Origin of the sequence: Actinomyces sp. HMSC08A09 (assembly GCF_001807465.1) — a bacterium.
Lineage (GTDB): Bacteria > Actinomycetota > Actinomycetes > Actinomycetales > Actinomycetaceae > Actinomyces > Actinomyces oris.
Window position 1 is genome coordinate 1 of the sequence record NZ_KV789155.1, and the last position, 13,883, is coordinate 13,883.

Below are 13,883 nucleotides of genomic sequence, written 5' to 3' on the forward strand. Positions count from 1 at the left end.
AAATGTCTCAGAAGTGAGGAGACAGCACAGGGGGTTAAGCGCATTGCACGGACCCCGGACCGTCGTGGAGTACGCCTATGTGTCTCCCAGTAGTCCCCGGGGTTCGTGCAGTGCAAGCGCGACGCCGCGGACGCTCCTGAAAGGCCGCATCATGAGATTCATTCGGTGGGGAGTCTCCACGCAGCCGGGGACACTTTCTCGCCAACGGGTGCGGTTTGCGCGAGCGGGTACAGGAATCCTGCACCCGCACGCGTTGGACGCCCCCGGCCGTTGACTTCAGGTGGATCGCTGCTATCTCACCTCGCACGATTCCACCAACCATCACACCGCTGAAACAGGTACCTCAAGGGGTGCACCTATGAGCAGGCACGTCAATGTGTCCGAGGCCTGTGTCCGAGAGTGAGGACGGGGACCGTTGCGGGGACGGCGTGCTGACTCCGGCCGCTTTTGGATCACAGCGAGATCACTGCATGCGCCATGAACAGCCCATATGCGCCAGCACCGACACTATGATCCTTGTCACTTACTGGCGCCTCATGGGTTACTCCGCTTCGAGAGTGGCCTCGACTTTTCTCCGGCTTGCCGCCGCCGTTGTAGACAGTCGAGAAGCCATGTCATCGGATGAATGGCAAGGGGGAGTCCTGCCCGGATATCGGGCACCGAGATTTCAAAAGATCACGATCAGGTCGCAGTTGAAGTCTCCAGTTGAGTAGCATCCACAGTGCTGGCAGCCGTGGGCGCCTCTGCGCTGGGCTCGTGCGTCGGCGTTGTCGCCGGCCCCGGGGTCGCGTGTCTCCCTCCTCGGCAATCGGCGCCTTCCTCAGTGATAATCCCGATCCTCCACCACAAGGAGCCTGACATGTCCGCCTACGTCCGCTACTACCGGCGGCTTCAGGCACTCACTCAGCGCCTGAGCACCTACCTGGACCGGTTGGAGGCTCGCGCCCGGGAGTTCGGCGTCAGCTCGGCCCGCACCGCGATGGAGATGCAGATCACCGACCCGGCCTCCGTCTCCGCCTTCCGCTCGGAGGTCGAGGCCCAGATCATGTTCCTGCACACCAAGGCCCAGCGGGTCTTCGCCAAGCACTTCGCCCCCTTCCTGGACATCGACGCCGACCTGTCCATCGACGAGGACCGTCAGCTCTCCGCCCGCCTCCAGGATGCGGCCAACCTCGTGGGCGGCTTCGAGGAGCGCCTGCGCAACATCATCGAGGAGGTCTTCGCCCCCGGCCGCGCCGAGCAGGCCCGCGAGGAGTGGAACCGCGCCATGACCGACTGGCGCCAGGCCCAGTTCTCCTTCACCTGCGACAAGTGCGGCGACCCGGTGCCGCTGCCCGAGCTCTACCACATGCCGGTGTTCATCACCTGCCCGCGCTGCAAGTCGCGCGTGGCCTTCCAGCCCACCGAGGCCATGGCGGCCGCGCCCACCTGGGCCAAGGAGGTCGCCAAGACCACCTGCTACGCCGAGTGGCAGAAGTCCGAGTCGGAGCAGGCCGCCGAGGAGGGGGTGGGCCTGGCCTTCTTCTACTACGTCGACTACGCCATCGCCCACCACCTCATGATGAACCGGCTGCTGCCCTTCTACGTGCGCTCCCAGGGCGGCCAGGAGGCCCTGCGCCGCGACGTGCGCAAGGCGCTGGAGACCCGCACCCACCAGCTGCGCCCCGACGAGGTCTCCCCCCAGTACCACGCCATGGAGTACGTCAACTTCATGGGCGGCCTGGGCCGCTCGGCCCAGATCCTGGGCCAGGAGGGCCTCGAGGACCGCCGCGAGCTCATCCTGCAGACGGTGCGCGACATCATGCGCCCCGACGAGCCCCTGGCCCGCTCCATCCTGGACAACACCTTCACCGAGGAGTTGTGGAGCCAGCAGGCCCACGCCGCCGACCAGCTCTCCTGCGAGGTGCCCCGCTAGCGTTCCCACCCGCCGTCCGCCCGGCCTGGCACGCAGGCGGCGCGCAGACGGCTCGAGCCCGACGGCGCATCGCGCGACTCCTTCGCCCTCCCGTCGGCTTGTCAGCTCTTCGTCCCCCGGGCGGCCCGACGCCGCTCGGAACCGTTCCCGAAAGGACCACCATGGTCGGCTTCCGCAAGAAGTCCCAAGACAGCGCCTCCTTCTCCCGGTCATCCGGTGCCAGGGCGGACGGGAGAGCGGGGGCGGCCTCCGCGGGTGCTCCCCAGCGCACCCGCGCCGGGCGCAACGAGCCCACCGTGCGCACCGGCAAAGGGCGACGCAGCACGGCCGCCGGCCGCCGCGGATACCAGGCCTCCGAGCAGATGGACTCGCGCTGCCTGACCCTGGCCGAGTCGGCCTCCGGTGTCCTGGGCCGTTCCCTAGACCAGGCGCTGGCACGACTCCCGGAGGGTCCCGGCGCCCCCGCCGCCTCCCGGGGCCTCGCCGGGCCGGCGGGCTCAGGGGGTCCGGCTGCCGGGAGCCGCCCCGACGCCGTCGGCTCCCCGCGCTCGACTAGGGGTCGGGGGGCGTCAGCGGGTAGCGTGCGCAGCACACAGGTCGGCGCCGGCCAGGTCGACACGGTCGCGGACATCGCCTCCGACATCGAGTTCTGACGGCCCGCCCTGCGTCACCACCGGCCCCGAGCCGGATCCTCAACCGTGCGCCGCACGCCCCAGGCGGCGCCATCCGCACCGAATCCGCATCACGTCCCGCACCGGGTAGGAGGCGAGAGATCCCATGAGTGCCCAACCGGCTCTGACCCTTCAGCGGGTCGAGACCTGGCTGTCCCAGCACGGCATCACCGCCGGCCCTGAGGAGGACGGTGCCGTCTTCATGGGCTTCCCGGGCTGCGACATTGGCGTCTACCTGCACGACGAGGAACACGCCCTCGTCGTGGCCGGCATGTGGCGTGGCCGCCCGGCAGCCGAGCGCCTCGATGAGATGCGCGCCTTCATCGACGCCCAGCACCGCTCCACCTACGGCCCGGACCTGGCCGTCACCCCCGCCCACGACCCCAGCCACCTCCTGCTGAGCACCCAGATGGTGGCCTATGTCGGCGCGGGCATGAGTCAGGCCCAGCTCGACGCCTTCATGGACATGGGCCTGGGCATGACCCGCGCGTTCTTCGCCACCGTCCAGGAGCGCTTCCCCGAGCTCGTCACCTGGGAGGAGGACTGATGGCCTGGTGGAATCAGCCGGAGGGGTCGGTGACCCCGACCGTGACCCTCAGGCGGCTCGCCGCCTGGATGGCGGAGCGCGGCCACCGATACGACCTCGACCTGTCCGAGGGGGTGGTGCACTTCTCGGTGGCCGGATTCGACTACGTGCTCATGGTGGTGGACCGCCGGATCCTCGCCGTGCGCGCCCACCACCGGCTTGCCGCCGCCCTGCCCGGTTCCGCTGAGCTCTCGAGGGTGCGCGCCGTGGTCCAGGAGGTCTCCAGCGGCCGGCTCATCCCCGCCTTCTACACCGAGGTCGACGACGCCGGCCTGGGCCTGTGCGCCGAGGTCCTCACCAACATCGGGGCCGGGCTCGACGATGCCCAGCTGGCCGGCACCCTGGACTTCATCCTCGATGGCGTCGATCAGGCCCTGCGCGAGGTCCTCGGCCTTCTGGCCGCCCAGGACGCCGCTGCCGACAGGCGGCCCGACGCTGGGACGGAGGCTGAGAGCGCGCCCCGGGCTGAGAGCGCGCCGGAGACCGTCGGTGAGATCGACACTGAGGGAGAGGACGACGGGGCGACCGTGATCGTCCTGCCCGAGGCGCCCCGGCCCGCCCGGGCCGCCCGGACCGTCGGCACCGTCGACACTGCTGAGGTCGAGGGAGGAGGGCCCACGCAGGTGAGCCCGCAGGCTCCTGAGGTGGCGACGCAGGGCATGGCTGCCGACACAGCTGCCGGCATGGCGGATGCGACGGTGGAGATGGCCGCCGTCGTCGACGGGCCGGGCCCCGCAGCCCCGGGTGATGCTGAGGGCGGAACCGGGGCTGAGACAACCGACACCCCCAAGCCCCTGCTCGTGTCCTAGCGCGCGCCGGCCTCGCCGACGCGGTGCGGTGGCATCCGTTGGAAATACTGGAGTGACGGGAGTCGGCGTCGGGGAGCCCGGTCCTGGGGCCGGCCGGTGCGGTCGGAGGGTACCCGCCTCCGACATGCCCCGCGGCCGAGTTGCCGCTGGCCGTTGCAGTAGCGGATTCTATAACTGTTCGGTAACACTGGATGTCGGACAACCGCCCTCTGGACGAAAGGAGCCTGAGATGCCCATGCCGCCGTTCACCGGTGAGCGGTGCGGGATGACGCTCCACCCACGGCATCCCTGGGGTCGGCGGAGCGCATTCCGTGCGTTCTTGCAGCACACGGTGGAAGCCTTCGCCTCATGACGGTGCAACGTCAGGCTCCGCCCGGAAGGACAGACTCCATGACCACACGCGAAGACATCCTCGAGCGTCTGGCCTACGCCGATGCCCTCGGCCACGGCCCCCAGACCTCGGCCCTCATCGCGGAGGCCGTCAGCTGGGCGGACGCACTGGGCGACGAGGACCTGCGGATCGCCACCCGGCTGGCCCTGACCGAGGCCTACCAGCAGGGCAACGAGGCGTGGAAGGCGCTGGCACCCTTCTCGTGGAACCTCGGCCGCTACCAGCGCCGCCCCGAGGCCTTCGACGACGCCCAGGTGCGCACCCTGCACTGGCACTTCAAGTGGGCGGTGGCCGTGGCGGGCGCCAACCCCAGGGTCTCCAAGGACAAGGTGCGCCAGCTCGAGGCCAGCCTCGAGGAGTTCTACCGCTCCGGGGGCGCCTCCATGCACGTCGTCCACGGTGAGCGCGCCTCTGTCGCCGGCCTGCTGGGCCTCGAGGAGGAGGCTGCCGAGGAGCTGGCCGCCTGGCGGGCCACCCACCGCGACGAGAATGCCGACTGCGAGGGCTGTGACCCCATGCGTCAGGTCGCCTTCGCCTACCGCACCGAGGCCTGGGAGCTGGCCGTGGCCACCGCCGTGCCCGTGCTGACCGGCGCCGTCAGCTGCTCCGTGCAGCCCCAGACCACGCAGTCCCTCGTGCTGCTGCCCCTGCTGGCCTCCGGCCGGCCCCGGGCGGCCTGGGAGGCGCACCTGCGCTCCTACCGGGAGATCCGCCGCAACCCCAAGGCCCTCATCTCCCTGGCCTATCACCTGGAGTACCTGGCCCTTGTGGGGCGGGTGGACCGGGGCCTGGAGCTCCTGCGCCGCCACCTGTCCTGGCTGGCGCAGGCCGAGTCCGCCTACGTGCTGCTGTCGGCCCTGCGCGGCATGAGCCTGGTGCTGCGCGAGGCCGAGCGGGCCGGCCGCGGTGAGGAGGCCCTCGGCGTCGAGGTCCCGGCCGCCGACCTGTGGTACCCGCTGCCGGGGCTGGAGGCCTCCACCACCATCTCGCGCGTCTACGCCGAGATGACCGGCTGGGCCCGGCGCCTGGCCCAGCAGTTCGACACGCGCAACGGCAACTCCACCATCTCCGACCACCTGGAGCGCTCCCTGGCCCGGGCCGCCTTTGACGCAGCCCCCGGCGCGGTCCACGGGCTGGGCGTGGAGGTCGACCTCCTGGAGCCCTCCGAGGAGCTGCCCGAGGCGGCCCAGACGAGCCTGACCGTGGACGAGGACGGCGCCGCACCTGACGTCGCCTCCCTCCTGGGCCTCGTGGCCGACGACAACGGCCTGGTTCAGGAGCACGCACCCCGCACGACGTCGTCGAGCCGGGAGACGGCCGGCCGACGAGCCCGCGCCGCCACCAGCCACCAGAGCGGCGACGCGCCCTTCCCCCTGGTGGACCTCGTGCGGCCCCGGCCGGTGCGTAACGGCGAGGAGGCGGTGCGTCGCTACGTCGACCACCGCCGCACCATCGGCTCCTCGACGATGGACTACTGGTACGTCGTCGACCAGGTGGCCACGCGCGACCTGCTGCCCCCGCGCGGCGAGGAGATCCCGGGACTGGAGTACCACACGGGACTGCTGCGGGCCGCCGCCATGACCTGCCGCACCGAGATGGATGAGGCCATCGCCGAGCGCCTGCGGATTCGCCCCCTCATCGAGCTGGCCTTCGGGCCGCTGGGTGCCTACTACGTGGACCTGCTCAACCTCGACAACGAGATCACCGCCGACTCCATCGCCGAGCTATCCCAGGACGTCGTGCGCGATGAGCGCCTGCAGCGGGCCACCTCCCTCATCGGGCAGATCGAGGCCCAGGTCGAGGACCTGGTGTCCACCGAGCTGCTCGACCCCGGGGGCACCGATGCCCTCGTCCTGGCCGCCGACGCCCTGCTCGTGGGGGCCTCGGTCCTCACCGACCTGCACGCCAAGGACGAGGCGCTCGGGGCGATTCAGGTCGTCGCCCGCGCCGCTGAGGCCGTCCCCGAGGACCGCCACGCCGAGCGGATGGAGGACATCCTCGACATGGCGCGCGCCGAGGTCCTGGCCGAGTGCGGCGACGTCTACAACGGCTGCCTGCTGGCCGAGGAGGTCATGCGCCGCCACGAGAAGGTCTCCCCGGTCCTGGCCGCCCGCGGTCGGCGCCTGCTGGGCATCTCCTCGATGGAGGTGGGCCAGTTCGACGAGGCCATCGCCCAGTTCCGCGAGCAGGCCAACATCATGCTGGCCGCCGGCATCACCCTGTACGCCGTGGCCTCCCTGCTGTCCCTGGGCTCGGCGCTGGAGGCCTCCGAGCGCTACCTGGAGAGCGCCGAGGTCCTGGAGTCCGCGCTGTCCCTGGCCCAGCGCACCGGGGCCAAGAGCGTCGCCCTCTACCTGCACCGGCTCCTGGCCCAGACCGGCATGGCCATGGGTGAGGAGGAGAGCGTCGCCGAGCACTCGCTGGCCGCCGCCCGCATCCTGCAGGAGCAGGGGCGCCGGGCGCTGGCGGGGGAATACCTCTCGCACGCGGCGATGGCCGCCTCCAACCTCAAGGACAATGTGGGTGCCGCCGCCCTGTTCCGCCAGGCCGCCGACCTGGAGGACACCCGCACCGACCAGGGCTGCCTGGACCGGGGGCGGGCGCTGCGCCGCTCGGCGCGGGCGCTGGTGGATGACCTCACCCTGCCCATGGCCCGGGGGAGGCTCGACGAGGCCCGCCAGATCATGGAGGAGGCCCGTCAGGCCTTCGCCGGCGTGGCCGACACCGAGGGCTACTCCTCGGCCTGGGAGATCGGCGACTGGCACGACGACATGGCCTGGATCCTGTGGCGCACCGGCCAGAACTGGCAGGCCGTCCAGCACTGCGAGTCCGCCTACGACGGCTACATGGACACTGAGGACCGCGACTCGGCCTCGCGGGCCCTGTGCATGCTGGCCCGCCTGCACGCCGAGCGCGGTGAGCGCGACGAGGCCCTGGCCGCCTGCGCCCGTGTGCGCGACCTGCTGGGCGAGCCGCACTGGGACGGTCACGACGCCCTGGAGTTCGTGGCCTCCGTGGAGGAGACGCTGCGCTGACGTGTGGCGCGGGCTCTGCCGCCGTGATGAGGTCCCGGCCCACAATGCTGTCCTGGGTTGTGGCGCCGCTGTGGCTTGCGGCCGGGGACATTCGACGCGGCCGGGTGCGTGTCGTTCCGGTCGGGGGCGTTCGACGCCGTCGGGGACCGGATTCCTGTCCCCGCACGCGCAGTTTGTCCCCGGTCGAGAGATAGTGCACCCCGACGCGCAGGATGTCCCCGGTCAGTGAGGACGATCCGGCGTCGGTGGGCGCGGGGTGGAGGATTCCGCCCCGTGTGAATCGGGTGACGGCGGCCGATATGCGAGGAATGATTAGCCTTGGGCATCACGACCCCTCGACGACCCTTCCGGGAGGCACCCCTTGGCCATCGCAGTCTCACACCGATTCTCACCCAGCGGCGACCTTCCCGTGGAGTCGGGGCGCTACCGACTCGTGGCGTCGGGGGCCTGCCCGTGGTGCCGCCGCGTTCTCATCGCCCGGCGCCTGCTGGGCCTGACCGAGGCGATCCCCGTGTCCTGGAGCTACGGCAAGGGCGCCGACGGATACTGGGAGCTGACCGGCCCCGACGGCGAGCCCGGCGTGGATCCGGCCCTCGGCGCCCGCTCCCTGGCTGAGGTCTACGAGAAGACCCCCGGCTACACGCCTCCCCCCACCGTCCCGGCCCTCGTGGACACCACCACCGGCCAGGTCGTCAGCGACGACTCCGGCGACCTGCTCTTCGACCTGTCCACCGCCTGGTGGGACCTCCACCGCGAGGGCGCCCCGGACCTCTACCCGCTCAACCGCCGCAACTCCACCGACGCCTGGGACGCCTGGATCGGCTCGCAGATCAACGTCGGCCATGCGGTGGCCACCCACTCCCAGGACCCGGAGAAGGCCGCGGCGGCGGCCAACGGCGTCCTCGTGGGCTTCGACGTCATCGACACTCTCCTGGCCCGGGCCACACGGATGGAGGCCTCCCGCGAGGACGGCCTGACGATGCTCGACGGGCCGGCCCTGTCCGCCGTCGTCGCCATCGGCCAGTACCTGTGCGGCGACAAGCCCACCGGAAGCGACATCCGCCTGTTCACCACCGTCCAGTCCTACGAGTACGGCGGGCGCCAGCACTACCCCGGCGGGGAGGCGCCGTCGATCTCCTTCTGGCCGGCGCTGGCCCGCTGGTTCCGCGCCCTGGAGAGCCGTTCGGGCTGGGTGGGGTCGGAGGAGCGCAGCGCCCTCGGCTGCTGAAGGCGCGTCGGGTCGGCGCCGGGCCGACGACGTCGAGCCGTCCTCGCCCTCGGCTCTTGTGGCCGGTTCGGGTCAGGAGGACTCGAGCATCCGGCTCAACTGCTTCATGGACAGCAGCAGGTGCAAGGCGTTGGCCGGTGAGGGAAGAAAGTCGCCGTTGGCGAGGTAGAAGGCGCGCGCCTGCTCGTCTCGGCAGTGCACGATGAGGGCGGCGGCGCCCACTTCTCGGCTGAGCCTGTAGCACCGCTCGATCGCGTCCTTGAGCAGTGCTGCGCCAACGCCCCGCCCCTGAGCCCGCTCGTCCACCGCGAGCCGGGCCAGGAGGATGCACGGGATCTCCTCAGGGCGGCTGCGGTGGTTGAGTCCCTGGGGCGCATCGTCGCGGGAGTATGTGGCCGTCGTGATGGCGTAATAACCGAGAATGACGTCATCCTGGGCGGTGATGTATACGACGGCGTTGTTGGCCTTCTGGTTCTGCCACGCGTAGCGCTGGAACCAGTCATCCAGCTCGGTGGCCCCGCTGCGGAAACCGGCCGTGACGTCCTGGCGGACGAGGCGCCGCGGGGACTCGAGAGCTCCGGTACTCACGATTCGTCGTCAAGGTTGATGCGGGTCCCGAAGGGTGAGGGGCGGTTCCACAGGCGGGCGAAGCGGGACGTCTCCTCCAACGGAGCGTCCAGTACGGCCTCGATGGCATCGAACTGCTCTGACGTCACGGAGAACCAGCGGCGGTCGGCAAGGACGCGTTCAGCTTCGAGCGTTGCTGAGGACAGGATGAACTCGCTGACGGAGCGGTCCGTCTGGGAGGCTGCTTGCTGAATCAGGGTCTCCTGGCGCGGCGTGGCGCGTAGATCGATTCTCTGGGTTCTGCGGGCTGTTGAGATCGGCATGCTTTGGCCTCCTTGGTGGTACGGATAATGTACGTACAGGTGGGAGGGTGTGCAAGGTCAGCGACGGTACGGTGTGGGTGCTCGGGCTGGGTGGGGCCGGAGGAGCGCAGCGCCCTCGGCTGCTGAAGGCCGTGCCGGTCCTGCGCCGAGCCGGAGAGGGGCCGCGGCGTCGGCCCGGGCCTGCTGGCTGCTACGGCCGGGCGGTGAGGACCGGGTTGTACAGGAGCCGGTTGGGCGTCGTCGGGCACTCCTCGCCCACGGCCATCGGTGCGATGAGCCGGTCGGCCCGCAGATCCTCCAGACGCGCCACCACGCGGTCGCGCAGCGTCCACGGGTCGATGGTGTTGAGGTAGATCTTCGTGCCGCCCTCGAAGCCCGCCAGGGTGGAGACCCGCCACTTGAGCGTGATGTGCCAGGGCATGGGCTGGTCCACGTCGAGCGGCTTGTGATGCCACTCCTCGTTGCTGGGCACGTCCGCGCCCGTGGCCGCGTGCAGGGCTTGCACCAGGTCGGAGACGGCGTCGACCTCCTCACGGCTCATGAGCCACGGCTCGGGCATGGCCGACGTCGAGTACACCTCCAGCGTCGGGTAGCGGTGCCCGAACCCGGCGAAGGCCACCGCGTGCTCGTTGCTCGCCACCAGCAGCCCCTGGTAGGCGGCGTAGTCCACCGCCATCTCGTTGTACAGGTTGGGGTTGGCCCGCACCTTCTGCAGCTCCAGCTGGCTGGTCACCCCGCGCTCGTCGATGCCCACCAGCTGCTTGTGCAGGTGGTCGAAGCTCGCCCCGGCCGGCCGCAGCCAGTTCTGGAAGACGGCCACGTAGCGCACCCACCGGTTGGCCTCGTACAGGCTGTGCATCGCGTGGATCGCCAGGCGCGTGTAGGCGCGGTGCTCGGCCACGCTCAGCGTCCCCGAGCCGGCCAAGCCCGTGGTGTCGTGAGCGTCGTCGGTGAAATGGCGCCGACCGATGATGACGTCATGGCCCCCGGCGAAGAAGGCCGCCAGGAAGGTGTGGCGGGTCCGCTCGTCCATCGAGTCCCAGGAGTCCGGGTCCGCGCCCGCGGCCGCCAGCTTGGTGCGAGCCACCCGCTCCACGTGCTCGACGCCGACCGGGTCAGCCAGGTAGGCCTCCATGCGCTCGCGGGCGGCGTCGGGGATCTCGTAGCCGTGGTTGATGTGCCAGTAGTCGAAGGAGAGGATCTCGAACAGGTTGGGCACCCGCCGGAACTCGGCCACCGTGTCGAACAGGGCGGAGGCGGCGACGGCGTCGAGGCGCTCGAAACCGCCGTCGGCCCCGCGCACGACGCGCGCCTTCTCCGGGGGCGTCTCCAGGTAGCGCGCCGAGCAGAAGGCACAGCTGTGGGTGCGGTCGGCCTCCTCCAGCGGGCGGACCTCGGCCACCGGGTGCGAGATGGGGCGGTTGGCGCGGCCCGGCACGGTCCACACCTCAGTTCCGGTGAAGGGGCTGATCTGCTTGACCGTCCCGTCGGCCAGGCGCGTGAGTGGTTCGGCGGAGGGTGAGTACGGCATGAGCATGCTTCCATTGTGACGCCTGATGGCGGTCCGTGCGCCCGGACGGCCCGACGGCGGGCCCGGTTCTCCTCCGAGGGCAGCGAGTCCTGCCTACAGGGGAATGAGCTCGATATGTCGTCGATCCTGAGACATGAGTGCCTGCGCCATGCGTCCGTCCATGGTGGCGAGAACAGCGTTGTGACGTGCCGCGAGGTCCACCAGGTGCAGGTCGGTGACCTGTTTTGGGCCCTTCAGCCTCGAAAAGCTGATGGACGGCTCAGCAGGAGGGGCGTCGTCGACAAGGAACACGTGATCGTCAAGCGATGTCAGCTCACCGAGTCCGGAGAGCACATCAGCGGCCGCGATCTCGAATCCGGTGACTCGAGGATTCATGAGGAGACGCAGGTAGGCGGCTTGGGTGATGGAACAGGTCGCCCACTGATCCACACCGTCGAACCAGGCGCTGACCACCTCATGGTGCGCATGGTTGGGCAGTGACAACGCCACGAGGACATTGACGTCAAGCAGTCGCAGGCGATCAGTGGTCGTCATCTCGGTACTGCTCGATGAGCTCTGGCGTCACCACATGAGCCTGCTGGCCTGCGGGCGGGAAGAACAAGGGGATCCCGTGCCTGCTGGTGCGGCTCCCGTGGGAGATTCCCTGGAGCGCGAGATCGGACACGGCGCGTCCGAGTGACACTCCGTCGCGATGAGCGCGTTCACGAGCCAGGGACAGGACCCGGTCGTCGATCTCAAGTGTCGTCCTCATACGATCATGATCGCACCAGCGCATCACGTCATCAATGAGCCGCTGAACTGTTGTGGATTCTGACGGCGGGCCCGGCCGGCCGAGGTCGGGGTAGTCTCTCTGGCTCGTGCGGACCTGCGCCGGGCCCGGCCCTGCGCCCCGCACTTCCCCCATCCCCTGCACCCCCGCACCCGACTGGAGACAAGGAGACGATATGGCCGAGGTCTTCACCTCCCTGCTGCTCATCGTCGCGGTGGCCTTCGTGGCGCCGCTGATCTCCTGGACCATCCCCAAGCGGCTCGTGCCCGAGGTCGTCCTGCTCATTCTGGGCGGGATGCTCATCGGCCCCCACGGCCTGGGGCTGGCCGTCGAGGACTCCTCGATCGAGCTGCTGCGCGAGCTCGGCGTCGCCTTCCTCTTCCTCATGGCCGGCTACGAGATCGACATCAACGAGCTGCGCGGGGCGGGCGGGCGCCACGCCGCCGTCGCCTGGTTACTCTCACTGGGGCTGGCCTTCGGCGCGGTCAGCGTCATCGGGGTGACCGGAGGGGCGGCGTCGGCCAACGGCATCGCCATCGCCACCGCCATGACCTCCACGGCCATCGGCACGATCCTGCCGATCCTGCGCGACCGCGGCCTGCTGCCCACGGCGGTGGGGGCCTCGATCCTCAACCACGGCGCCGTCGGCGAGGTCGGGCCGATCCTCGTCATGGCGCTGCTGCTGGGATCGCGCTCCACCTGGGCGAGCATGGCGATCCTGGGCGTCTTCCTCATCATCACCCTGCTCATCGTCCGCTTCACCAGCCGCGTCAAGCGCGTGGGGCGCCGCCTGGTCGAGGCCATCCACCTGGGGGCCTCGACGACGGCGCAGACCACCATCCGCGCCACCGTCCTGCTCCTGGTGGGGCTGTGCGCCATCGCCGCCATCTTCGACCTTGATGTCATCCTGGGGGCCTTCGCCGCTGGCTTCGTCCTGCGTCACGCCCTGCCCGAGGGGGATGCCGAGTTCGAGGAGAAGCTCGACGGGCTGGCCTACGGGTTCTTCGTCCCGATCTTCTTCGTCACCTCCGGCATGGGCATCGAGGCCGGGCTCGACGCCGGGGACCTGGTCAACCTCCTGGCCTTCTTCGTGCTGCTGGTGCTCGTGCGGGGCGTGCCGGTGTGGCTGGCCTCCCGGGCGGAGCGCCGCAGGGACGGCTCGCGCATCTACTCGATGCGCCAGAGCCTCCAGATCGCCGTCTACTCGACAACGGCCCTGCCCATCATCGTGGCCGTCACCCAGGTGGCGGTCAGTGCGGGGGCCATGTCTACCTCCTTCGCATCCACCCTCGTGCTGGCCGGGGTGCTGTCGGTACTGGTTCTGCCGGCCGCCGGGCTGGCGCTGGGCCACCGGAGCGACCATGTGCCGGCCAACGAGGTGATGCGCGTGGTCCAGGGGCCGGCCGCCCCCGACGGACGCACCCCCGAGGAGGCCTCGGTCTCGGTCGGCGAGCAGGTCTCGGAGCCGCGCCGACCGGCGTCGCCGCCCAGTGGCATCAGGCTGCCGGCGGGGGAGCGCACCCCGGCGACAGGCGTGAGGCGGCCGGCGCAGCCCGACCTGGTGGGCCTGCCCGACCTGCGCGAGCAGGCGACACCGGCGATGGCGCGCCTGGCCGAACTGGGGATGCACGCCCGAGGGCTGTCGCTGGAGGAGTCGCACCGCCTGGCCGCGCGCCTGGCCGAGATCGAGCAGGATCACGCCCTGTGGCGCGAGCGCTGGCACCGCGCGCGCAGGCACGGCGGCACCTCCCGGGCGGCCCGCCGTCGTCGGCCCCGCGGCGAGTGACAGTCCCGGCCCAGCCCTAGTGACGGTCCCAGTCCTCTCACCCAGCCTCGCGTCTAGCCTCCTGTCCGTCGTCGTGTCCGTCCTCCCGCCGACGGGGACATCTCACGCGGCCGGGGACGTTCCACTCCAGCCGGGGACGTCTCGCGCGTTCGGTGACAGGATTCCGGTCCCCGACGGCGTCGAAGGTCCCCGCCCGGAACGACACGCACCCGGCCGCGCAGAATGTCCCCGCCGCATCCTTCGTCGTGCTGCCCAAGGCGATGGCTTGTGTC

12 protein-coding genes are annotated in these 13,883 nt (G+C 70.4%); 7 read left to right on the forward strand and 5 right to left on the reverse strand.

Features of this window, described 5'->3' with window-relative positions; all coding sequences use genetic code 11:
- Positions 1-859: 859 nt before the first annotated feature.
- From HMPREF3165_RS11670 to HMPREF3165_RS11695, 6 genes are all read left to right on the forward strand, one after another.
- Entirely contained in the window at positions 860-1,915 is a 1,056-nt protein-coding gene (locus tag HMPREF3165_RS11670) for a hypothetical protein (protein ID WP_070513739.1), read from the forward strand.
- Between the two features lie 161 nt (positions 1,916-2,076).
- Positions 2,077-2,568, forward strand: coding sequence for a hypothetical protein (locus HMPREF3165_RS11675; protein ID WP_070513741.1), 492 nt, complete (start codon positions 2,077-2,079; stop codon positions 2,566-2,568).
- Between the two features lie 124 nt (positions 2,569-2,692).
- Complete coding sequence (locus tag HMPREF3165_RS11680) at positions 2,693-3,133, forward strand: YbjN domain-containing protein (RefSeq protein ID WP_070513743.1); 441 nt, start codon at positions 2,693-2,695, stop codon at positions 3,131-3,133.
- Positions 3,133-3,981 (forward strand): hypothetical protein, encoded by an 849-nt coding sequence (locus tag HMPREF3165_RS11685; RefSeq protein WP_070513745.1) that lies wholly within the window; start codon positions 3,133-3,135, stop codon positions 3,979-3,981. The genes HMPREF3165_RS11680 and HMPREF3165_RS11685 overlap by 1 nt, the downstream gene beginning before the upstream one ends.
- A gap of 390 nt (positions 3,982-4,371) precedes the next feature.
- Positions 4,372-7,407, forward strand: coding sequence for a tetratricopeptide repeat protein (locus HMPREF3165_RS13990; RefSeq protein ID WP_070513747.1), 3,036 nt, complete (start codon positions 4,372-4,374; stop codon positions 7,405-7,407).
- Positions 7,408-7,768: 361 nt separating this feature from the next.
- On the forward strand, positions 7,769-8,635 hold the full coding sequence (locus HMPREF3165_RS11695; RefSeq protein ID WP_070513750.1) for a glutathione S-transferase C-terminal domain-containing protein: 867 nt from the start codon (positions 7,769-7,771) through the stop codon (positions 8,633-8,635).
- 72 nt (positions 8,636-8,707) lie between these two features.
- On the opposite strand, the gene HMPREF3165_RS11700 is transcribed toward HMPREF3165_RS11695, so the two are convergent.
- The 5 genes from HMPREF3165_RS11700 to HMPREF3165_RS11720 all read right to left on the reverse strand — a co-directional run bounded on the left by HMPREF3165_RS11700 (position 8,708) and on the right by HMPREF3165_RS11720 (position 11,807).
- A complete protein-coding gene (locus HMPREF3165_RS11700) occupies positions 8,708-9,223 on the reverse strand; it encodes a GNAT family N-acetyltransferase (RefSeq protein ID WP_070513752.1) in 516 nt (171 codons plus the stop codon).
- Positions 9,220-9,525, reverse strand: coding sequence for a type II toxin-antitoxin system TacA family antitoxin (locus HMPREF3165_RS11705; RefSeq protein ID WP_070513754.1), 306 nt, complete (start codon positions 9,523-9,525; stop codon positions 9,220-9,222). The genes HMPREF3165_RS11700 and HMPREF3165_RS11705 overlap by 4 nt, the downstream gene beginning before the upstream one ends.
- 190 nt (positions 9,526-9,715) lie before the next feature.
- A complete protein-coding gene (locus HMPREF3165_RS11710) occupies positions 9,716-11,062 on the reverse strand; it encodes a DUF4921 family protein (protein WP_070513756.1) in 1,347 nt (448 codons plus the stop codon).
- Positions 11,063-11,149: 87 nt separating this feature from the next.
- Complete coding sequence (locus HMPREF3165_RS11715; RefSeq protein ID WP_070513758.1) at positions 11,150-11,590, reverse strand: TA system VapC family ribonuclease toxin; 441 nt, start codon at positions 11,588-11,590, stop codon at positions 11,150-11,152.
- Positions 11,577-11,807, reverse strand: coding sequence for a hypothetical protein (locus HMPREF3165_RS11720; RefSeq protein WP_040322114.1), 231 nt, complete (start codon positions 11,805-11,807; stop codon positions 11,577-11,579). The genes HMPREF3165_RS11715 and HMPREF3165_RS11720 overlap by 14 nt, the downstream gene beginning before the upstream one ends.
- A 193-nt stretch (positions 11,808-12,000) precedes the next feature.
- Between HMPREF3165_RS11720 and HMPREF3165_RS11725 the strand changes: the two genes are divergently transcribed.
- On the forward strand, positions 12,001-13,611 hold the full coding sequence (locus HMPREF3165_RS11725) for a cation:proton antiporter (RefSeq protein WP_070513760.1): 1,611 nt from the start codon (positions 12,001-12,003) through the stop codon (positions 13,609-13,611).
- The last annotated feature ends 272 nt before the right edge of the window (positions 13,612-13,883 follow it).